This is a genomic window from Salinadaptatus halalkaliphilus (genome assembly GCF_006543045.1).
Classification (GTDB): domain Archaea; phylum Halobacteriota; class Halobacteria; order Halobacteriales; family Natrialbaceae; genus Salinadaptatus; species Salinadaptatus halalkaliphilus.
Window position 1 is genome coordinate 99,168 of sequence record NZ_RBZW01000033.1, and the last position, 20,741, is coordinate 119,908.

At 65.6% G+C, this 20,741-nt stretch carries 18 protein-coding genes and 1 pseudogene; 14 read left to right on the forward strand and 5 right to left on the reverse strand.

All coding sequences use genetic code 11. The features are described from left to right. Positions 1–26 precede the first annotated feature (26 nt). Both purD and D8Y22_RS13335 read right to left on the reverse strand, forming a co-directional pair. The gene (gene purD / locus D8Y22_RS13330; protein ID WP_141465193.1) at positions 27–1,382 is read right to left on the reverse strand and encodes a phosphoribosylamine--glycine ligase; all 1,356 of its coding nucleotides are present in this window, start codon (positions 1,380–1,382) and stop codon (positions 27–29) included. Positions 1,383–1,495: 113 nt separating this feature from the next. After that, on the reverse strand, positions 1,496–2,653 hold the full coding sequence (locus tag D8Y22_RS13335) for an MFS transporter (protein ID WP_141465194.1): 1,158 nt from the start codon (positions 2,651–2,653) through the stop codon (positions 1,496–1,498). A gap of 526 nt (positions 2,654–3,179) precedes the next feature. Between D8Y22_RS13335 and D8Y22_RS13340 the strand changes: the two genes are divergently transcribed. From D8Y22_RS13340 to D8Y22_RS13395, 12 genes and pseudogenes are all read left to right on the forward strand, one after another. Further along, complete coding sequence (locus D8Y22_RS13340; protein WP_217350887.1) at positions 3,180–4,772, forward strand: methyl-accepting chemotaxis protein; 1,593 nt, start codon at positions 3,180–3,182, stop codon at positions 4,770–4,772. 196 nt (positions 4,773–4,968) lie between these two features. Next, positions 4,969–6,126, forward strand: a complete 1,158-nt coding sequence (coaBC, locus tag D8Y22_RS13345) for a bifunctional phosphopantothenoylcysteine decarboxylase/phosphopantothenate--cysteine ligase CoaBC (RefSeq protein ID WP_141465195.1) — start codon at positions 4,969–4,971, stop codon at positions 6,124–6,126. Between the two features lie 225 nt (positions 6,127–6,351). Beyond that, positions 6,352–6,954: a DUF7344 domain-containing protein gene (locus D8Y22_RS13350; RefSeq protein WP_141465196.1), complete on the forward strand. Its 603-nt coding sequence runs from the start codon at positions 6,352–6,354 to the stop codon at positions 6,952–6,954. 141 nt (positions 6,955–7,095) lie between these two features. Beyond that, positions 7,096–7,665, forward strand: coding sequence for a hypoxanthine/guanine phosphoribosyltransferase (gene hpt, locus D8Y22_RS13355; RefSeq protein ID WP_141465197.1), 570 nt, complete (start codon positions 7,096–7,098; stop codon positions 7,663–7,665). A 155-nt stretch (positions 7,666–7,820) separates the two neighbouring features. Next, the gene (locus D8Y22_RS13360; protein WP_141465198.1) at positions 7,821–9,458 is read left to right on the forward strand and encodes an ABC transporter substrate-binding protein; all 1,638 of its coding nucleotides are present in this window, start codon (positions 7,821–7,823) and stop codon (positions 9,456–9,458) included. Positions 9,459–9,470: 12 nt separating this feature from the next. Next, positions 9,471–10,421 (forward strand): ABC transporter permease, encoded by a 951-nt coding sequence (locus D8Y22_RS13365; RefSeq protein ID WP_141465199.1) that lies wholly within the window; start codon positions 9,471–9,473, stop codon positions 10,419–10,421. Continuing rightward, a complete protein-coding gene (locus D8Y22_RS13370) occupies positions 10,418–11,524 on the forward strand; it encodes an ABC transporter permease subunit (protein ID WP_141465200.1) in 1,107 nt (368 codons plus the stop codon). The genes D8Y22_RS13365 and D8Y22_RS13370 overlap by 4 nt, the downstream gene beginning before the upstream one ends. Next, entirely contained in the window at positions 11,524–12,663 is a 1,140-nt protein-coding gene (locus D8Y22_RS13375) for an ABC transporter ATP-binding protein (protein ID WP_141465201.1), read from the forward strand. The genes D8Y22_RS13370 and D8Y22_RS13375 overlap by 1 nt, the downstream gene beginning before the upstream one ends. Next, positions 12,660–13,946: an ABC transporter ATP-binding protein gene (locus D8Y22_RS13380; RefSeq protein ID WP_141465202.1), complete on the forward strand. Its 1,287-nt coding sequence runs from the start codon at positions 12,660–12,662 to the stop codon at positions 13,944–13,946. The genes D8Y22_RS13375 and D8Y22_RS13380 overlap by 4 nt, the downstream gene beginning before the upstream one ends. Before the next feature lie 115 nt (positions 13,947–14,061). Continuing rightward, positions 14,062–14,517 carry a hypothetical protein gene (locus D8Y22_RS13385; protein WP_141465203.1) on the forward strand — a complete coding sequence of 152 codons (456 nt, stop codon included), beginning with the start codon at positions 14,062–14,064 and terminating at the stop codon, positions 14,515–14,517. 3 nt (positions 14,518–14,520) lie between these two features. Further along, positions 14,521–14,640: pseudogene (locus D8Y22_RS23240) on the forward strand (RNA-guided endonuclease InsQ/TnpB family protein); the annotation flags it as partial. 79 nt (positions 14,641–14,719) lie between these two features. Further along, positions 14,720–15,460 carry a creatininase family protein gene (locus tag D8Y22_RS13395; RefSeq protein WP_141465204.1) on the forward strand — a complete coding sequence of 247 codons (741 nt, stop codon included), beginning with the start codon at positions 14,720–14,722 and terminating at the stop codon, positions 15,458–15,460. 170 nt (positions 15,461–15,630) lie between these two features. Here the strand turns inward: D8Y22_RS13395 and D8Y22_RS13400 are convergent, their stop codons facing one another. Beyond that, positions 15,631–16,854: an ABC transporter permease gene (locus tag D8Y22_RS13400; RefSeq protein WP_141465205.1), complete on the reverse strand. Its 1,224-nt coding sequence runs from the start codon at positions 16,852–16,854 to the stop codon at positions 15,631–15,633. Then, on the reverse strand, positions 16,851–17,681 hold the full coding sequence (locus D8Y22_RS13405; protein ID WP_141465206.1) for an ABC transporter ATP-binding protein: 831 nt from the start codon (positions 17,679–17,681) through the stop codon (positions 16,851–16,853). Before D8Y22_RS13405 ends, D8Y22_RS13400 begins: the two co-directional genes overlap by 4 nt. A gap of 180 nt (positions 17,682–17,861) precedes the next feature. On the opposite strand from D8Y22_RS13405, the gene D8Y22_RS13410 reads away from it, so the two are divergent. Beyond that, complete coding sequence (locus D8Y22_RS13410) at positions 17,862–18,305, forward strand: hypothetical protein (RefSeq protein ID WP_246084438.1); 444 nt, start codon at positions 17,862–17,864, stop codon at positions 18,303–18,305. A 67-nt stretch (positions 18,306–18,372) separates the two neighbouring features. After that, entirely contained in the window at positions 18,373–19,683 is a 1,311-nt protein-coding gene (locus D8Y22_RS13415) for a hydroxymethylglutaryl-CoA reductase (protein ID WP_141465207.1), read from the forward strand. Positions 19,684–19,758: 75 nt separating this feature from the next. Here D8Y22_RS13415 and D8Y22_RS13420 read toward each other — a convergent pair whose 3' ends face one another. Continuing rightward, positions 19,759–20,418, reverse strand: coding sequence for an HVO_0476 family zinc finger protein (locus D8Y22_RS13420; RefSeq protein WP_141465208.1), 660 nt, complete (start codon positions 20,416–20,418; stop codon positions 19,759–19,761). Between the last annotated feature and the right edge of the window lie 323 nt (positions 20,419–20,741).

Consider the following 20,741-nt stretch of genomic DNA (forward strand, 5'->3'; position numbering starts at 1 on the left):
CTGACGAGCGCCGGGAGCGATCGTCGTTACTCGCGTCGCAGTTCCTCGACGTGGTCGATCCGTTGCTCGACGAGATCGGCTTTCCCGATGTCGTGGCGCACGTGCAGTCCCTCCTCGCCGGCGACCGCGAGCGCGTCCTCGGCAATTGCTTCGGCCTCGCTGATCGAATCCGCGACGCCGACCAGCGCGAACGATCTCGAGGTCGTCGTGTAGATGCCGTCCTCGCGGGCGTCCACGCTGGCGTAGTAAAGCAGTGCGTCGCCCGCGCTTTCTTCGTCTACTTGCACCTTCGCGCCGGCCTCGGGGTCCGTCGGGTATCCCGACGGCACGGCGTACTTACACACCGTCGCCTGCTCGGCGAACTCGAGTGTCGGCACCGCCTCGCCGTCTCGAGCGGCCGTGAGAACCTCGAGGAAGTCGGTCTCGAGGACGGGCAGCGTGTTCATCGCCTCGGGGTCGCCAAAGCGGGCGTTGAACTCGACGACTTTCGGCCCCTCGGCGGTGATCATGAACTGGCCGTAGAGGATGCCCCGGTAGTCCTCGAGGGCGTCGACGGTGCCCTCGATGATCGAGACCGCCGCTTCGTAGTCGGCTTCGGTCATGAAGGGCAGTTCGCGGGTCGGGGCGGAGTAACTTCCCATGCCGCCGGTGTTCGGTCCCTCGTCGCCCTCGTAGGCGCGTTTGTGGTCCTGGACGGCCGGCGCCGTCTCGACCGTGCCGTTGGCGACGAACGCCTGGATCGTGACCTCCTCGCCGATGAGTCGTTCCTCGAGGACGATCCGATCGTAGTCGGAGTCGCGAATGTAGGCCTTGCCCTCCTCGGGAGTAACCTGGTCGCCGATGACCTTGACGCCTTTCCCGCCGGTCAGTCCGACCGGCTTGATCGCGAGGTCGCCGTCGTACTCGTCGATAAAGTCGCAGGCGGCGTCCATGTCCTCGAACGTCTCGAAGTCCGGACAGCCCGGCACGTCGTTGTCCTGCATGAACTCCCGCTGGAAGGCCTTGTCCGTCTCGATCCGGGCGTCGGCTTCCTTCGGGCCGAAGGCGTAGATCTCGGCGTCCTCGAGTGCGTCGGCGACACCTGCCTCGAGCGGCGCTTCGGGGCCGACGACGGCGAGCGTCGCGTCGACGGACTCGGCGTAGTCGACGACGGCGTCCGGATCGGTCGTCTCGAGCGTCTCAAAGCCGGCGGCGAGGTCGGCAATGCCGGGGTTGCGATTGCCCGCACAGGCATAGAGCTCGGCGTCGCTGTCGCCTCGCGCCTCGCTGTCCTCGGACGCAGCCCGACTGCTCGAGGCGCAACGCGCCTCGCTGCCTGCGAGCGCGCGAGCGATGGCGTGTTCGCGGCCGCCGCCGCCGATCAGGAGCACGGTTTCTGACATAGTCGATAGCCACACGCACGAACCTGTAAGCGTTGCTCTTTGCTCGAGTGAGAATAGTCACGTTTGTGCATATCACCGTGGCAGTATCCGTATCACGTGGGGTGGCTTCGTCCTCACCGGGGCAACCCCGTCGTCCGCTCAAGGGTCGCGAGGACGACGACGGTGGCGACGAGGACGACCGCGGCGCTTGCGAACACCTCGTCGTAGGTGAACCCGGACTCGATAAACCACCCCAGCACGGACGAGCCGACCGCCTGGGTGAGCATCCAGACCGAACTGAACACGGCGTAGGCGCTCGCCCGCGTCGAGTCGGGAAACGCCTCGAGGAGGAAGGTATCGACGGCCGGGAACAGCGCGTGGACGACGAAGCCGATCACGCTCGAGAGGACGACCAGCGCGAGCAGTCCCTCGACGTGAGTCAGGGCAAACAGGAGCACGGCGAACGTCGCGACGATGCCGAGCAGGTACGGTATCTGCGGGAGTCTGTCGGCAAGATCGCCGCCGACGTAGAACGCGGGGACGCCCGCGGCGAAGACGATGGTGAGCATCGCGCCCGCCGCCCCGCCCGAGAGTCCCTTTGACTGCATGTACAGTTCGTAGAAGTTGAACACGCCCTGCCAGACGAACACCGCCAGTCCGACGGTCGCCAGTGCCGTCACGATGAGTCGCCACTCCGAGAGCGCGCCGGCGACGAAGTCGCGGTCTTCACGGCCAGCATCCGGCAGATCGGTGCGTCCCGCGGCAACCCACGTGGTGACCGTCATCACCGCCGCGCCGACGGCGATCGTCCACAGCGAGAGTCGCCAGTCGACGACCATCGTGAGGATCACGAGCGGCGCGGCGATCACCGCGGCGAGCTGGCCGGCCATCCCGTGAATGCCTACCATTCGACCGACGCGCTCGGGGAACAGTTCGCTCAACAGCGGATTCGCCGAAACGAAATAAATTCCGGAGGCGACCCCCATGGCGAACGCCCCGACCATCAGATGTGGGACCGTCACCGCGGTCGCGGTAAACCCGGACGAGACGGCGAGGATCACGCCGGAGGCGAGCACGACCCGATGTCTGGGAACCTTCGTGAGCAACCAGCCGGTCGGCAGCCGAAGGGAGGCGCTGCCGACCCACGCCAGCGTCACGATCAGTCCGGCCGTCGCCTCGCCGATAGCGAACTCGGCGATAAACACGTCGAGCAACGGCGCGAAGATGATCCTGGCGAGATTGAGGAGGAAGACGAGACCACAGAGAGAGGCGAACAGTCGTACTCGAGCCACGATCAGTATTTCTAATAGGGTCTCTCAAGGCTTCCGAAAGCGGACAACTCCCGACAACTGTACCCGTCGGTCGCTTTGGGAAGCGGCAAAAATGTAGAATTGACGGACAAAACGTACTTTTCGATATGAACACAGCAACGGTGTATGTCGGGCAGAGTCGGAAGAATAACGGATCGGGCGATCGACACGGCCGAACTGCGTCGGGCCGTCCAGGAGTTCGTCAGGTACGTCCCACGCGGAGAGTCGATCGGAGAGAACACCTGGAACGGCCGGCATCGGTCCATTCTGTTTCTCCTGTGGGCGCACGTACCGATACTAGTCGCGCTGGGGCTGTACGACGGCTACGATCCGTACTTGACGGGGGCAACCTACAGCGCCGCTCCGCTCTCGATCGTAGCACTCGAGGTCGGTGCGATCGGCGTGTTGGCGCTGCTTGCTAGCTGGTCGCGACTCCGTCGGCGCACACGAACCGTCCTCGCCGCACTCGGATTGATGACGTGTTCAGCCGTTCGCCGCACTCGGATTGATGACGTGTTCAGCCGTGCTCGCTCACTTCTGGGGCGGGTTCATCGAAGCGCACTTTCACTTCTTCGTGATGGTAGGCGTCATCGCGGTCTACGAGGACTGGGTGCCTTTCCTGCTGGCGATTCTCTACGTCGCCGTTCAGCACGGTCTCTTTGGCATGATCGCACCGGGTGCCGTCTACAATCACTCGCCGGCGATCGAGAACCCGTGGGGGTGGGCGATCATCCACGCCGTGTTCGTCCTCGGCCTCTCCGCCGCGATCGTCCTCCACTGGCAGTCGATCGGGCGCGCACGCGAAGAGACCGAGACACAACTCGAGCACCTCCGGCAGCGCAATCAGGAGATAGAGGATCTCGAGGAGCGACGCGCAGAGATCGAGGCGGCAAAGACCGACGCCGAGGAGGCAAAAGCGGAGGCCGAAGCCGCGACGGCCGAGGCCCGAGCGCGCCAGCAGGAGGTCGAGCAGTTGAACGAGCAGCTGCTGGTCCACGCGGCGGACGTCGCCGCTTCGATGGATGCGGTCGCAGACGGAAACTTCACGGCCGAACCGCCCACGGACACCGACATCGAGGCCATCGAGGAGATCAGCGACGCGTTCGAACAGATGACCGACGAACTCGCGGCGACCGTACTCGATCTGCGCGAGTTCGCAGCCACCGTCGAGAGCGCGACCCAGTCGGTTCAGTCAGACGCCGTCACACTCGAGCGCCAGCAGCAACGACAGGCCGAGGACGTTCGAGACTTCGCGACTGAGCTTCGTGATCTGGCCTCGGATCTCGATAGTTCGACCGACGAACTGGGCGATCTTTCGGCGACGATCGAGGAGATTGCCGCGAACGCCGATCAGGTCTCGAACGAGGCGGCGACCGCGGCCGCGGCAGCAGCCGACGGTAACGAGTCAGCGACGGCAGCTATCGAGGCGATCGAGGCGATCGAGCAGCGCATCGACGAACTCGCCGACCTGATCACCGTCCTCGACGATCGGATGGACGACGTCGCTGATAGCACGGCGCTGATCGAAGACATCGCCGACCAGACGAACGTGCTGGCGCTCAACGCGAGCATCGAAGCCGCCCATTCCAAGGATGGGGGTGAGGGATTCGCCGTCGTGGCCGACGAGGTCAAAGCCCTCGCCACCGAGACCCAGGACCACTCTACGGCAATCCAACGGACCATCGGTGAGACCGTCGAAGACGTCGAACGCGTCCAGCGTGAGATGGACCGAACCAAGGCACGTCTCGAGACCGGAAAGACGACGGTCAGCGATGCTGGCGAGACGTTTTCGACGCTCTCGGAGACGGTCGAAACGGTCGACACCTCGGTCGACGAGGTGGCCGTTGCGACCGACGACGGCGCGCGTTCGACCGAAGCGATCGTCGACGCCGTCACGAGGGTCGCCGATCGCGCTCGAGCAATCGCCGAGCGGAGCGAATCGCTCGCGGATCGCGCCGAGGAGAGCACGACGACGGTGGCCGAGGTTCGCTCGCAACTCGACGATCTGGCCGACAGAACCGCGACCCTCCAGCGCCAACTCGAGGCGTTCGAATGCGAGAGCGACGACGCCCAGTCACCGACCGTCGACGCGGACGACTGACGGTTTGCGATCGACCTGAACGATGCCAGATCGTCGACGGGGCGGTGCCGAATCGGTGACGTGGGTCGTTCGGGATCAGTGGCGTAGATGGCTCAGAAACGGCGACGTGGACGGTGGCGACGCGATCAACCGTGACCGCAGAGCGACGCATCGACAGCGAACAGTATAACACGCTCTCCGTGCGAACACCACGCACATGCTCGAGGGAGTCAACGTCGCGCTCGGGGTGACGGGGTCGATCGCGGCCGTCAAGACGGTCGAACTGGCCCACGAGTTGCGACGACAGGGCGCCGACGTTCGCGGCGTGATGACCGCCAGTGCACAGGGGATTATCCATCCGTGGGCCGTCGAATTCGCGACCGATACCGACATCGTCACGGAGATCACGGGTAGCGTCGAGCATGTCGAGCTCTGTGGCTACGACGGTTGGGCAGACGTGTTCTTGATCGCGCCGGCGACCGCCAACACGGTCGGCAAGATCGCCGGCGCGGTCGACGACACGCCCGTCACGACGTGTGCGACGACCGCACTCGGTGCCGACACGCCGGTCGTGATCGCACCCGCGATGCACGAGCCGATGTACGACCACCCCGGCGTGCTCGAGGCGATCGACACCGTCGCCGAGTGGGGCGTCGACTTCGTCGATCCCCGCGTCGAAGAGGGCAAAGCGAAGATCGCGAGCGAGGAGGCCATCGTCGCCGATGTCGCCCGCGCGGCTGGCGATCGACCGCTCGAGGGCAGCCACGTCGTCGTCACCAGCGGCGCGACCAGCGAGCCGATCGATCCCGTTCGGGTGCTGACGAATCGCGCCTCGGGGACGATGGGACGGGCGGTCGCGAAGGCGTGCTACGCCCGTGGCGCGGATGTCACCCTCGTTCACGACGGCCCCGACGTCTCCTACGCCGATGTCTGCCAGGTCGAAAGCGCCGACGAGATGCTCGAGGCGACCCAGACTGCCTGTGAAATGGCCGATACGCTCGTCTCGGCGGCCGCTATCGGGGATTACACTGTCGATGCGAGCGACGGGAAGATCCGGTCGGGCCAACAGCTCACCCTCGAGCTCGAGCCGACGCCGAAGCTCATCGACGAGATTCGCGAGCGCCATCCCGACCTGCCGATCGTCGGGTTCAAAGCTGAAACGTCGGGCGACGAATCGGCGATGATCGAACAGGCTCGCAAGACCCTGGAGCGAACGAACCTGGCGTTCGTCATCGCTAACGACGCGAGCGTGATGGGGGAGTCGACGACGGCGGCGCTGCTGGTACATGCAGACACTGCGGCACGGTACGAGGGCACGAAAGCGGGATTGGGCGGGGAAATCGCCGACTCGATCGCGGCGATCGTCGGCGAATGAGACGAACGGTTCTCGCTGTGTTCCGGCAACCAAATCACGGCTCGTGGTCGCGCCGGAATTGACCACAGTGGGTCGTATGAAGGGAGTCATGGATCGGCGCCGACAGGGTGAACGGACTTTCTTCGAGGGGGTCAGGGGAATTATATAGGAGGCGTTCATGCCACGATGTAATGGGAATCCGCTCGCGTAAGAAATATCGAACAATCGCTCTCTGCAGTACCTCATATGGCGTTACAACAGCGTGAACCTCCCGCCGACGACGTCGAGTCCGCGGAGCTCGAGGAGTTGCCAAAAGGGGAGATCTTCGAGGTACTTCGCAACCAGCGACGGCGGTACGTCCTTCACTATCTGAAACGCGACGATCAACCGGTCGAACTCGGGGATCTCGCCCAACAGGTCGCCGCCTGGGAGTACGATACCACGCTCGAGGGCGTCACGCCAGCCCAACGAAAGCGCGTCTACACGACCCTCCAACAGACGCATCTGCCCAAGATGGACGAGGCAGGGATCCTCACGTTCGACTCGGACCAGGGTGTCATCGCCTCGACCACGCGAACGCACGACATCAGCGTCTACCTCGAGATCGTCCCCGGCCACGAGTTCGCCTGGCGGGAGCTGTATCTCTCACTGGGCGCGATCAGCTGTGCGCTGGTCGCGGCGTTGTGGATGGGAATCTATCCGCTGACGGTGCTCTCGAATCTGGCCTGGATGGGGATCGTCGCCGTGACGGTGACGGCGACCGCGATCGTCCACATCTACCACGAGCGGACGATGCGGCTCGGCCACGGCACGCAGCCACCGGAACTCAGCTACGGGACCGACGACTAGCGGCTTCCCACGCCTGCACTGCTGGGTCGAACCAGTTGGCGGGTATCGGTTCGATGCCTCCAACGGCTCGGAGAGGAGGCAAAATCCAATCCGAACCGGACGGATCGTCAACTTTTACTTTACTACCGACCGACCTGCGACATGGATCAGTTGAAGCGGTCGCTCCTCGAGGCGCCGATCATCGAGAAGAACGGATACCACTACTTCGTCCATCCGATCAGCGACGGGCTCCCGAAGCTCGATCCGGGACTGCTTCGCGAGATCGTCATCGGCATCATCCGCAAGGCCGAACTCGAGGCGGTCGATCGAATCGTCACCCCGGCGGCGATGGGGATCCACATCTCGACGGCCGTCTCGCTGATGACCGACATTCCGCTGACGGTTATCCGGAAACGCGAGTACGGGCTCGAGGACGAGGTCGCGATTTCCCAGCAAACCGGCTACTCGGAAAACGAGATGTACATCAACGATGTCCGCGAGGGCGAGCGCGTCCTCGTGCTCGACGACGTGCTCTCGACGGGCGGCACGCTCGCGGCCGTCCTCGAGGCGCTCGACGGCATCGGTGCCGAGGTCGTCGACACCGTGGCGGTCATCAAGAAGGTCGGCGGCGAGAACAAGGTCGACGACGCCGGCCGCGATGTCAAGACGCTGATCAACGTCGACGTCGTCGACGGCGAGGTCGTCATCGTCGACGAGACGGGCGACGACTGATCGATCTACTGTAACGACAGACTGGCGCACCCACGGGGCTGTCGCGGTTGTGCCGGAGACGGCACGCAGCAGTCCGTATGACGATCGGTTCGATGCGGTGACCGGTCGCCGCCGCGTCCAACAGTCTATTTACACCGGCGTGTGTGAGGTGGGGTATGGACGGGTCGGAGGGGCACGCAAACGCAGGAACCCGGCGGGCATTTCTCGGATGGGCAGGGGCCACGGCGACGGTTGGGCTGGCCGGCTGTATCACCGCGATCGAAGACAGAATCGACGCCGATAGCGAGGGCGCCCAGCAGATCCAGCGCGGACTCGAGGCGGCGGGGATCGAGCCACCGGTCGAGACGACGATCTACGCCAACGCCGAAAACAGCGAGCGGGTGCGCTGGACGCAACTCGTCCAGCACGCGCTGAACGAGACCGGTTTGTTCGACGTCGGCTTCGAATCCCTCGAGTGGAGCCAGTACGAGCAGCTCTGTTTCAACATGGCCGAGAACGAGGAGAACGCACTCGTCTCGCTGGATGTCAGCGGCGGCTGGGACCCCCACTCCTACGTCGAACCGCTCTTTCACTCGGCCAATCACGCGCCGGCCGGCCTCAACTTCAATCACTTCGCCGCCGACGGCGTCGACGAGTTGATCGAAGACGGACTCGCCGAGGACGATCCGGACCGTCGTCGCGAGATCTACGCCGAATTGCAGCGCGAACTCGTCGAACACGTGCCGGTGTCGCCCATCCGGTTTGGCGAGTCGGTGACGGTGTATCGCCAGGATAGCATCGACGACTGGCGACAGTATCCGCTTCCGGGAAGCGAGTACGAGTCGGTCTATGCACCCTATGCAGGGGTCTCCACCGACGCCGACGGCGGCGAACTCGTCGGCGACGCCGTCGCGGTCGTCTCGAACACTGACCCGATCAACATGCACGATACGACCTCGAACATGGCGACGGGGCTGCTCTACGAGGGACTGCTCGCGGTCGACTTCGATGGTACGCCGCAGCCCCAACTGGCGGCCGACTGGACCCAACTCGAGGAGACTACCTACCGATTCGATCTACGCGAGGACGTTAACTTTCACAACGGCGAGACGCTCACGGCCGAACACGTCCGATTCTCTCTGGATCGCTACGAGGGGACGCCCCGCGAAAACGATGTCTTCGAGTGGTACGACCACACCGAAATCGTCGACGAGACGACCCTCGAGATACACCTCACCGAACCCTACGGCCCCTTCGAAACGTCGGTCGGCCTGCCGATCGTTCCGCTCGCGGCCGACGAGGACGACGGCGTCGACCTCTCCGCGACGCCGGTCGGCACCGGCCCCTACGAGTTCGCCGATCGAAGCGACGGCGAGTACTGGGATCTCGAGCGCTTCGACGATCACTGGTTCGACGGCGACGACGATGTCCCCGCCGAGGCGCCGATCGAGACGGTTCGCATGCGGATCATCGACGAACCGGCCTCGAGACAGGCCGCCCTCGAGACCGGCGAGATCGACCTCGCGACGGGAGTCCCGACCGAGAGCGTCGGCGGCTTCGTCGACGACGATTCGTTCGCCGTCGAACGCACCGTCGCCGGCCAGTTCGATTTCTTGATCTACCCCCGTTACCTCGAGCCCTTCGATCGCACCGAGGTCCGACGGGGTATCGATCGACTCCTCCCGCGAACACGAATCCTCGAGGACGTCTACGACGGCTACGGCTCCGTCGCGTACACGACCGTCCCGCCGTTGCTCGAGGCGTTCGCCGATCCGGATCTCGAAGACGAGATCGTCGCGGAGTACTTCGAGTGAACGACCAGCCACATGAGCCTCGGAACCTACGCGCTCAGACGGACGCTGCTCGCGGTGCCGGTACTGGTCGGTGTCTCCGCGATCACCTTCTCGTTCGTCCACCTCGTCCCCGGGGATGCGATCGATGTCCTCGCGGGCTTCCAGGGCGTCGATCCCGAGGCCAGAGACGCACTCCGCGAGGAGTACGGTCTCGACGACCCGATCTGGCGACAGTACCTCGCCTGGGTGACCGACGTGCTCGCCCTCGAGTTCGGCGAGTCGCCGATCACCGGCCGTGACGTCGGGGCGACGATCGCCGAGCGACTCCCACGAACGCTGGCACTCGGTGTGGCGGCATGGCTTCTATCGCTTGCGATCGGCATTCCAGCGGGCATCGTCGCCGCCCTCAACCACGGTCGTCCCGCCGACGAACTCACGCGACTCGGCGCGCTCGCCGGTATCGCGACGCCGAACTTCTGGCTCGGGCTCGTACTCCTGTTCATCTTCGGCGTTCACCTGGGCTGGGTCCGCGTGACGCCGCCCGACGCCGGACTGGCGAGTCTCGAGATGCTGTGGTTCATGGTGTTGCCGACGATTACCCTCGGAACGGCTTCCGCGGCGCTGATCACGCGATTGCTCCGGGCGTCGATGGCTCGAGAGCTACAGAAAGCGTACGTTCGGACCGCACGCGCGAAGGGACTTCGCGAGCGGACGGTGGTCCTGAAACACGTCCTGCGGAACTCGTTGACGGCGGTCGTCACCGTCGCTGGCTTACAGCTCGCCATCCTCGTCGATGGGGCGGTCGTCGTCGAGCAGGTGTTCGCCTGGCCGGGGATGGGACAACTCGTCGTCGACGCGGTCGATCAGCGCGACGTCCCGCTGATCCAGGCGAGCGTCCTCGTGATCGCGGTCGCCGTCGTGCTCGCGAATCTGCTCGTCGACCTCGTCTACGCCGCACTCGATCCACGGGTTCGATACCGATGACCGACCGCGAACCGACCGCCCGGCGGGGCCGCCTTCGCGTCGAGGGGTTCGAATCGTCGACCGAGCGGTCGCTCGAGGACGACACCGCCTGGCCACGGTCGGTGGAACGCGACCGAGAGCAGTCCCGTACCGAAGGATCGGTCGGTCGATCGCGCTCGCGGTGGCGAGACATCTGGCGGCGCTTTCGCTCGGATCGAACGGCGCTCCTCGGGGCTGCGATCGTCGCAATTCTTACCGTTCTCGCCGTCTTCGCCTGGCCGCTCGAGGTGACGACACTTGGCTACCGAATCACGTTGCAACCGTTTGCCCTCGCGCCCTACGATCCGGGCGAGTTGTACGTCGGACCGACGAACGCGGGACCGTCGCTCGCCCACCCCTTCGGAACCGACTGGGCCGGCCGTGACCAGTTCTCGCGGGTGCTCGCCGGCGGGCGCTACAGTCTGAGTATCGGCGCACTCGCCGTCGCGCTCGCGCTCTGTGTCGGCGTGCCGCTGGGTGCGATCGCCGGCTACGTCGGCGGCTGGGTCGACGAGGCGATCATGCGCGTCGTCGACATCCTCTTTGCGTTTCCGTTTCTCGTGCTCGCGATCGCGATCGTGGCGGTCCTCGGCCAGGGCTACTGGAACGTCGTCGCCGCCCTCGTGATCACGGGTTGGCTCTCCTACGCCAGACTCATTCGTGGCGAGATTCTCTCGGTCAGGGAAGCCGAGTACGTCACCGCCGCAAAAGCGCTGGGGGCGTCCGACCGACGAATCGTCGCGCGCCACGTCGTCCCCAACGCCGTCGCGCCGGTGATCGTCCAGGCGACGCTGAACGTCGGGACGGTCGTGCTCGCGGCCGCCGCGCTTGGCTTTCTCGGACTGGGCCTGTCACCCGACAGCGCCGAGTGGGGGACGATGCTCGCGGACGGTCGCTCGTCGCTGCTGCAAGGCCACTGGCATATCACCGTCTTTCCCGGTCTGGCGTTGTTCGCGTTCGTCCTCGCGATCAACCTCGTCGGCGACGGCCTCAACGACGCGCTCGAGCCCCGACTCGAGGACGGCGAGTCGCGTACAGCTCACCGGGGGTCCCGAACCCACGACGTCGAACGGAGGGATCGGTAGTGGCGCTGCTCGAGGTCGAGAACCTGACGATTCAGTTCTACACCGACGACGGCGTCGTCCGCGCGGTCGACGGCGTGAGCTACGAGATCGAGGCCGGCGAGACCGTCGGCCTCGTCGGCGAGAGCGGCGCCGGCAAGAGCGTCGCCAGCCGCGCGCTGCTCGGCCTACTCGAGGACGGCGAGGTCGTCGCGGGCGAGGTTCGCTTCGACGGCCGAAACCTCCTCGAGCTGTCGTCGGCCCGACTCCGCGAGATTCGGGGCAACGAGATCGCGATCGCGTTCCAGGACGCCGACGCGGCGCTCAACCCCGCCTACACCGTCGGCGAGCAGATCGCCGAAGCGATTCGGGCACACGAAACCGTCACCGACACAGCCGCCCGCGAACGATCGATCGCCCTCCTCGAGCGAGTAGGCATTCCCGAGCCGGCGAGCCGGTATACGGACTACCCACACCAGTTTTCTAGCGGCATGTGCCAGCGCGCGATCATCGCGATAGCACTGGCCTGTGATCCCGACCTGTTGATCGTCGACGAACCGACGCGAGGACTCGACGTCACGGTACAGGCGCAACTCCTCGAATTACTCGAGGATCTCTCAGCCGACGGCGAGATGGCGATTCAACTCGTGAGCCACGATCTGGGCGTCGTCGCCGATCAGTGCGAACGCGTCCTCGTCATCTACGCCGGCAAAATCGTCGAACGCGGGCCGGTCGAGGATCTCTTCTACGAGCCGAAACATCCCTACACTGCCGGGCTGTTGGCCTCGATCCCGCGAATCGGTGACGGTCGCGACCGGCTGGCGTCGATTCCCGGCCGCATGCCCACTCGAGTCCAGCGACCGACGGGCTGTCAGTTCCACCCGCGCTGTCCCTACGCCGAGGCGGTTTGTGCGAGGCGCGATCCGGAACTCGTCGACACTGCCACCGGCACGCCCGTCGACGACGGTGAACCCGACCGCGAGGGGCCGACGACCCACGCCGCGGCCTGTCACGAACACACCGGCGACCTCGAGGAGGGCCTGGACTACGAGGTCCGGATCGTCGACAGTACCGACGATGACGGCTGTGGCGAGTCGGCGAGCGACCCCGGCGACGACTCAGCCGCTGTAGACAACCCGTCTCACGAGGGTGAGCTGCGATGACCGACCCGCTGCTCCAGGCGAGCGATCTGTCCGCCCACTACACGACGACCGACGGCTTCCTCGAACGCCTGCTTGGCATCGGCGACACCGTTCGGGCGGTCGACGGCGTCGACCTCGAGCTGTCGGCGGGCGAGACCCTCGGGCTCGTCGGCGAGAGCGGCTGCGGGAAGACGACGCTCGCCCAGACGCTCGTCGGCCTCCGTGAGCCGACCAGCGGCTCGGTCACCTATCGCGACAAACCCCTCGCGGCGTGGTCACGGGCGGCGCTCCGGACGAACGTCCAGTATCTCTTCCAGGACCCCCTCGCCAGCCTGAACCCACAGCAGCCGGTCACCGATATCGTCAGCGAGCCCCTCGCGATCCACGATATCGTCCCGGCGGACCGTCGAGACGACCGCGTCGCGACGCTGCTCGAACGCGTGGGGCTCGATCCCCTCACCGCGAATCGCTATCCACACGCCTTCTCCGGCGGACAGCGCCAGCGGATCGCACTCGCTCGCGCACTCGCGGTCGAACCCGAACTCCTCGTCTGTGACGAGCCCGTCTCCGCACTCGACGCCTCCGAACAGGCCAGGATTTGCAACCTGCTCGCCGACCTGCAAGACGAGTTCGGCCTCTCGTATCTGGTCGTCAGCCACGACCTCTCGGTGGTCGAGCACGTCGCCGACCGCATCGCCGTCATGTACCTCGGCGAGATCGTCGACATCGGCCCGTCCGACGCCCTCTTCGAGGACGCCGCCCACCCCTACACTGAGGCGCTGCTGTCGGCGATCCCCGAACCCGACCCGTGCTGGACCGGCGAGCGGATCGTCCTCGAGGGCGACGTCCCCTCACCGATCGATCCGCCCGCCGGCTGCCGGTTTCATACCCGCTGTCCCGTGGTCATCCCGCCGGACGAGTTCGACCTCGAGCCGGCGGCGTTTCGATCCATGTTGACGCTTCGCAAGCGACTCGAGGTGGGCGAAGACGACTGGCTCGAGTCGCTCGTTCCTCGAGACGGGCGCCACGGCGATACCGCCACCGGAACGACCGAGGCGATCCGCGATCGGTTCGACATCCCATCGCCGCTCGCCGATCCCGAGGCCGAGGCGATTCTCGAGCGGGCGCTCGAGGCCATCGTCGCAGGGAACGTCGGCGGCGCAAGCGAGCAGCTTGGGGCGGCGTTCGAAACGCCGTGTGAAACGATCGAGCCCGAGTTACAGGCCGAGGGAGATCATCGGGTCGCGTGTCATCGGTTCGACGACGACCGCGCCGGCGACCGACGATCCCGCCCGTCGGAGTGAGCCCCGATCGGTCGGCGGTGAGCTACGCCTACCGACTCGCCAGCCAGGACCGCCCGGTTCGTCCATCCAGCCCGGGGCGATGCGTTTTTGCCCGCCGCGTGCGAGCCTCGACGCGATGACCGGGGCCGGCGAGTCGCGAACGATCGACTGGGCGGCGCTGAGTCACGCCCTCCTCCCGCGACGGCTGCGGACTCGAGCGATTACCGTCAGCGTTCGAACCGACGCGGACGTCTATCACCGCGGCGATCCCGTCGCGGTCGAGATCGACCTTCGGAATCGATTGCCGGTCCCCATCAGGTTGCGAACGGACTCGCCGAACGTCTGGACGTGGACCGTCGACGGCGAGCCGGTCGACGCTCGAGACGTTCCCGATCGACCCGGCTCGATCCACTTTGATCGCGGCGAGCGGAAACGATTTCACCGCCGGTGGAGCCAGCGAGTACGGGTCCGAGACCGGGAATGGAAGCCGGTCGAACCGGGAACGTACACGATCGCGGCCCGTCTCTCGAGGGGGGATGCGGCTGCTCGAGGGCTCGCCGATCGGACCGCGATCGAGATCGTCGAACGCTGACTTCAATACGCCCTGAAGTCCGGGACGGTGACGCCGAATCGGGGATACACTCCGTACTCTGACGAGTCAGAGGCCGAGTCCACGGACAAGCCCCTCCCTCAACGAGCGAACCCGTCAGGGTGAGCGAAGTATGGTAGGGTAGTTGACACGAAGACTGCCCACGGACGATGGTTACAAGAGACGACCGCCCATCGACCTCCGTATGGATCTTCGGTCGGCATCCTGGACCGACGTTCGCGACGCGGAGACCGACCTCGCGGTCGTTCCCGTCGGCAGCACGGAACAACACGGCCCTCACGCACCGCTGGGGACCGACATCGTGACGGCCGAAGCAGTCGCCGACGCCGCGCTCGAGGAATTCGACCGCGAGGTCGTCCGCGCGCCACCGATTCCGGTCGGCATCGCCGAGGAACACCGGCAGTTTCCGGGCACGATGTGGGTTTCGCCGGAGACCTTCCGGAACTACGTCAGCGAGGTCGTCGCGAGTCTGGCCCACCACGGCTTCGATCGGGTCGTCCTCGTCAACGGCCACGGCGGCAACGTCGACGCCCTCCGCGAGGTCGGCGCGCGCGTGACCCGCGAGGGGACGGCCTACGCCGTCCCGTTTACCTGGTTCGAGGCCGTCGGCGAGCACTCGAGCGACATGGGCCACGGCGGCCCCTTGGAAACGGCACTCCTTCGACACTGCGAGCCGGAGCTCGTCGACGAGGACCGAATCGAAGCGGCCAGTGCCGGCGCTGCCGATGGCTGGGGTGAGTGGGTGAGTCAGACGAACCTCACGTACGACACGGCTGAGTTTAGCGACAACGGCGTCGTCGGCGATCCGACGGAGGGCACCGAGGGGCGAGGCGAAGCGCTGCTCGAGCTAGCGAGTGAGTCACTCGTCCGATTGCTCGAGGCCGTCGCCGAGCGTGACATCTCGCGACCCCCAAACCGGGAGTGAGACGGATTGCTGTACCGATGTCCCGGCGGTGAGTCGAACTGTGTGAGACGAGCCTCGGTCGAGGAGCGAAGCGAGTCAACCGGTGCAACCGCAACCCGGACAGCGGTTGTGCCGGAACTGACGGACAGTAACCCGTATGAGACTGACCGCTGTGGGCGGCAACAGCTCGGTCACTCCCGACGGAGCGCCTCGATCGGATCCACTTTGGCCCCGCGCCAGGCGGGGTACAGCCCGGAGACGATACCCACGCCGATCCCGACGGCGATAGCGAGGACGATCCAGTCGACCGGGTAGGCCATCGGCCACTCGAGGGCCCGTACCCCGAGGTAACCGGCGCCGAGCCCGAGTGCGACGCCGCCGATCGCGCCGATGATGCCGAGGACGACGGATTCGACGAGAAACAGCTGCATGATGTCCCGTCGGCGGGCACCGACCGCTTTCATGATGCCGATCTCGCGGGTGCGTTCGGTGACGCTGACGATCATGATGTTGGCGATGCCGATCGAGCCGACGACGAGGGCGATGGCGGCGACGGCGCCGATAAACAGCGTCAGTTGGTCGACGATATCGGTGAACTGCTCGATGGCGTCCTCGACGGTTTGAACCTGAATTTCGTCGTCGTCACCCTTTAGTTCCGCTGCGTGGGACTCCGCTTCGATGTAGTCGACGACCGCCGCTTGAGCGGGATCGACCGTCTCGAAGCTCTCGGCACCGACGACGAGCATCGGATAGGCCCGCTCCTCGTCGCCGTCGGGCGTCTCGATCGTCGTCGTGTAGTAGGGGTCCGTCGGGACGAAGACCTGGGGCGGCGTCTGCTCGCCGAAATCTGCCTCGACGACACCGCTTACGGTGACGGTCGCCGTCTCGCCGTCTTCGAACGTGAGCGTGAGTTCGTCGCCCGTCGAGACGTTCTCCTCGAAGACCTGGCTCGCCGGTTCGTTGATGACGGCCTCGTCCTCGCCGCCGAACGGTTCGCCGTCGACGAACGTCGAGTGCTCGAAACTGTCGGCCGTCGTCGCCTCCGTCGAGACGACCCCGGTTATCTGTTCGTCGTCCGTCGCCGTCTGGACGACATCCAGCGATCCCTCCGGCGCAACGAACGAGACACCCTCCTGGCCCTCGAGCGCTTCGATATCGCTCTCGGTATAGATCGGTGTCTCGACGGGGACGATGCCGACGCCGCCCTCGGGCTCGGTCTGGGTCTGGACGATCATCACGGGCTCTTGATCGGCTTCGATATCGCCGATGATGCTCGCCGAAAAGCCCGACCCAAGCACCATGAAGGTGATCACGGCGGCGATACCGATGATCACGCCGATCGTCGTCAGCGTCGATCGAAGCTTGTGTGAGGTGATCGAGCGCCAGCTGATACGGAGGCTCTCGCGGAGATTCATGGCGCGCTCTCGGTGCCGGTGCTGGCGTCTCCCGGCTCACTCGCATCACTCGACTCGCTGGCGTCTCCCGACTCGCTGGTGCCCTCGTCGATCGCGTCTCCAGGAACGGTCACGTCACGAGCCGAGCCCAGATGCTCTATATCCTCGAGGTGGCCGTCGAGCAGGTGGACGACGTGGTCTGCGTACTCGGCGACGGTCCGCTCGTGGGTGACCACCAGCAGCGTCGTCCCCGCCTCGTTTAACTCGACGAGCAGATCCATGATTTCGGCCTCGGTGTCGGTATCGAGGTTCCCCGTCGGTTCGTCGGCGAGTACCAGCGTCGGCTCGTTGACCAGCGCTCGAGCGAGCGCGACCCGCTGGCGTTGGCCACCCGAAAGTTCGCTGGGGACGTGATCGAGTCGGTCGCCGAGCCCGACGCGCTCGAGGAGCTCTCGTGCCCGTTCCCGGCGATCCTGGTCGACGTCGTCGTGAAACACCAACGGCAGGGAGACGTTCTCGGCGGCGGTCAGTCGGGGCATGAGGTTGAACGTCTGGAAGACGAACCCGATCTCGGTGCCGCGCAGGCGTGCTCGCTCGGCGTTCGACAGGTTTGCAACCGGATTACCGCCGATCTCGATCCCGCCCGCCGTCGGCGTATCGAGACAGCCGATCAGGTTCATCAGCGTGCTTTTTCCCGACCCGCTCGGTCCCATCACCGCGGTAAACGAGCCGTTCTCCAGTTCCAGCGAGACGCCATCGACCGCGTGGACGGGTTCGGCCAACTGGTACGTTCGGCCGACGTCCTCGAGCGCCACGGCAGTCGATCCCTTCCGCGCGTTCGATCCCATGGCTATCGGTACCACAATCGTCCGGATAACAGTTCACAATGACACGAATCAGTGGCTGTCACGCATATCTAGAGGACTGTGAACCGCCACGGGGTCAATCCCGAGGCACTCAGCCTGCTCCGTCTGTAGAAACCAGGAATACGGTCCGAGGGGAAAACAGAGATGGAGGAGAACATAGATATGCACACGAGACGACAGGACAGTATGCTTGCCCGCGATACCCGCGTCATCCTCGCCTCGCTGGCCGCTCTCGGCGTCGCACTCGCCGCTGCCCTCGCTCTCGAGTCCGCGTTCGGCGTCGCCGTCCTCGACCAGCCCCTGCTATCGTTTCTGCTGGTGGCCGGGTTGGCCGTCCTCGCCCCGCAGCTGTATCTCGCCGCGACCGACGACGACATCTCGCCACGGACCAGGGTTCGGGTAGGCGTCATCCTGCTGGGGCTGTTCGCACTCGGATTCGCCGATCCCGAACCGGGACGCGGACTCGCCGTCTTCGGCGACCTCGAGGCGCTGCAACACGTGCTGATCCTGGTCATCGGCGCCGGCGCGTTCGTCGCGCTGGTCTGCTACGAGTTCGTCGCCGGCTTCCGCTCGCGTGCCATCACCACCGAGACGGAGTCGACGTAACGTGGCCAGCCGACGGCGGCAGCCGGAATCAGCAACCCTTAGGAGCGCCCGCTGTCTCCACTGAGCCATGACAGCAGCCGACGACCTCGCCGACCGCGTCCGCGAGGGCGACCTTCGCATCCACGAACTCGAGAACCACGCCGACCACGACACCGCCGCCGAAGCCAGACGGCTGGTGCTCGAGGACGCAACCGAAACGGACCTCGAGGCGATCGGCGACTACACGTTCCCCGCCGAAGCCGCCGAGCCGAACGTCGAGAACATGATCGGGGCGGCCCAGATCCCGATGGGCGTCGTCGGGCCAGTGCCCGTCAACGGCGACGAGTCGTCGGACGGGGCTACAGACGGCGACTCGAGCGACGGCGAAGCGACAGACGCCGACGAGTCCGCGCCGAACGAGGGCGGCGCAGCCGAGGGCGAGTACTACCTGCCGATGGCGACGACCGAAGGGGCGTTGCTAGCGTCGGTCAACCGCGGCCTCGGCATTATTCGGTCGGCGGGTGGGGCCACCGCCCGCGTGACGAAAAACGGGATGACTCGAGCGCCAGTATTTCGAGTTGGCGGCGTCGCCGAGGCCGCTCGGACGGTGGAGTGGGTAAACGAAAACACCGAGGCCTTGCGCAAGGCCGCGGAGTCGACGACGAGCCACGGCGAGTTGGTAGGGGTCGAGCCCTACGTCGTCGCCGACTCGGTTTTCCTGCGGTTTGCCTACGACACCAAAGACGCGATGGGAATGAACATGGCCACCATCGCGACCGGCGAGGCCTGCGAGATCGTCGAGGCGGAGACACCGGCCTCGCTCGTCGCCCTCTCGGGCAACATGTGTTCGGACAAGAAACCCGCCGCGATCAACGCGATCGAAGGCCGGGGCCGTTCGGTCACCGCCGACGTCGTGATCTCCGGTAAACTCGTCGAGGACCGTCTGCACACGACTCCCGAGGCCATCGCAGAGGCGAACACGCGCAAGAACCTGACCGGCAGTGCCAAGGCGGGCGCACTCGGGTTCAACGCCCACGCCGCCAATGTCGTCGCCGCCGCCTTCCTCGCGACCGGCCAGGACGAGGCCCAGGTCGTCGAGGCCGCGAACACGATCACGACGATGGACACCCGCGAGCGCGAGGACGGCACCACCGATCTCTACGCCTCGGTCTCACTGGCCTCCCTCGAGGTCGGGACCGTCGGCGGCGGAACGAAACTGCCGACCCAGACCGAGGCCCTCGAGGTGCTCGGCTTGGCCGGCGGTGGCGACCCGGCGGGTTCGAACGCCGACGCGCTCGCGGAGGTCATCGCCGTCGGCGCACTCGCCGGCGAACTCTCCCTGCTGGGCGCGCTCTCCTCGCGACATCTCGCGAGCGCACACGAGGATCTCGGGCGGTAACAGCTATTTTTGCGAGATACGGCCGAGCAGCCGTTCAGAAAGAGCGAACCGCGAATCGGCGGCCCGTCGCCGGCGTTACCAGGCCGACCAGGCGCTGGTCTGCTGATCGTAGGCGTAGACCCGTTTGGCGTCTTTCGCGAGAACGGTATCGCCCTCGATCTCGTAGCGGTCCCGTTCGTAGCCCGTCGCGTCGTCGCGGACGACGTAGGCGTCGATCTCGAACTCGTCGTCGTCGAAGGTTTCGATCGCGCCGACCTCGAACTCGTAGTCGCCGGGGACATAGACCGTGACGCTGCGGCTGTCGTCACGCGAGCCGTCCTGTGGATGGATCGTGACGTCGACCGCGACGTTGTCGACCTCGCGAGTCCAGACCGTCTCGACGTCCTCGGCGGGGGCCTCCTCAGTTCGGCGGTGGCCCTCGAGCTCGAGGCTGGTCACCCGAACCGTCGAGAGTACCTCCTGGGTCTCTAAGATGAACTCGTCGCCGGTTTCGACGGACTCGTCTTCGGGCGTGGTGACCTGTGCGGTGAACGACTCGCCGTCCTGGGAGACGACGACATCGAGGGTGGTCTCGGGCGTACGCTCTGGCTGGATCTTGTGGACGTGGCTACACTCGCTACAGCGGACGGTGACGGTGCCACCGCCTTCGGAGGCAGTCAGCACTTCGTGGACCGTCTCGAGGTCCGGCGAACACGACGGACAGGCCGTCGGAACGCGGTCCGGAATATCAGTCATACCGCGTCGTAGACGCTACGCCCGTAAAAGGCGATTGGACCGGGCGTCGTCGAGGGCGTCGTCGATGTAACGCTGGAGTTACTGCTCGCGTGGTCGGTGTAGTGTCGTCGTCGTTGCTGGTTTGACCCGCGTGACCAGCTCACCGTCAACGAATGTCGTGAGCCGTCGATACATCCACGACGGCGTGTTTCGTCCGTGACTCGAGTATCCGTTAGTCTTCAGTAAAAGTATGTGTTTAGCCCGGGCTGATTTCGGTACTCTCTCGTAGGAAGCGTTCAACGGACGCGATATGAACAGGCAGCAGACATCGGATACGATTCTCA

Excerpts from the sequence above, each read along its gene's own strand:
- D8Y22_RS13380 (WP_141465202.1), top strand. The coding sequence starts at position 12,660 with ATGACCGACCCGCTGCTCCAGGCGAGCGATCTGTCCGCCCACTACACG.
- purD (WP_141465193.1), bottom strand. The coding sequence starts at position 1,382 with ATGTCAGAAACCGTGCTCCTGATCGGCGGCGGCGGCCGCGAACACGCC.
- D8Y22_RS13400 (WP_141465205.1), bottom strand. The coding sequence starts at position 16,854 with ATGAATCTCCGCGAGAGCCTCCGTATCAGCTGGCGCTCGATCACCTCA.
- D8Y22_RS13360 (WP_141465198.1), top strand. The coding sequence starts at position 7,821 with ATGGACGGGTCGGAGGGGCACGCAAACGCAGGAACCCGGCGGGCATTT.
- D8Y22_RS13410 (WP_246084438.1), top strand. The coding sequence starts at position 17,862 with ATGCACACGAGACGACAGGACAGTATGCTTGCCCGCGATACCCGCGTC.
- D8Y22_RS13395 (WP_141465204.1), top strand. The coding sequence starts at position 14,720 with ATGGATCTTCGGTCGGCATCCTGGACCGACGTTCGCGACGCGGAGACC.
- D8Y22_RS13405 (WP_141465206.1), bottom strand. The coding sequence starts at position 17,681 with ATGGGATCGAACGCGCGGAAGGGATCGACTGCCGTGGCGCTCGAGGAC.
- D8Y22_RS13420 (WP_141465208.1), bottom strand. The coding sequence starts at position 20,418 with ATGACTGATATTCCGGACCGCGTTCCGACGGCCTGTCCGTCGTGTTCG.
- coaBC (WP_141465195.1), top strand. The coding sequence starts at position 4,969 with ATGCTCGAGGGAGTCAACGTCGCGCTCGGGGTGACGGGGTCGATCGCG.
- D8Y22_RS13385 (WP_141465203.1), top strand. The coding sequence starts at position 14,062 with ATGACCGGGGCCGGCGAGTCGCGAACGATCGACTGGGCGGCGCTGAGT.
- hpt (WP_141465197.1), top strand. The coding sequence starts at position 7,096 with ATGGATCAGTTGAAGCGGTCGCTCCTCGAGGCGCCGATCATCGAGAAG.
- D8Y22_RS13340 (WP_217350887.1), top strand. The coding sequence starts at position 3,180 with ATGACGTGTTCAGCCGTGCTCGCTCACTTCTGGGGCGGGTTCATCGAA.
- D8Y22_RS13415 (WP_141465207.1), top strand. The coding sequence starts at position 18,373 with ATGACAGCAGCCGACGACCTCGCCGACCGCGTCCGCGAGGGCGACCTT.
- D8Y22_RS13365 (WP_141465199.1), top strand. The coding sequence starts at position 9,471 with ATGAGCCTCGGAACCTACGCGCTCAGACGGACGCTGCTCGCGGTGCCG.
- D8Y22_RS13370 (WP_141465200.1), top strand. The coding sequence starts at position 10,418 with ATGACCGACCGCGAACCGACCGCCCGGCGGGGCCGCCTTCGCGTCGAG.
- D8Y22_RS13350 (WP_141465196.1), top strand. The coding sequence starts at position 6,352 with ATGGCGTTACAACAGCGTGAACCTCCCGCCGACGACGTCGAGTCCGCG.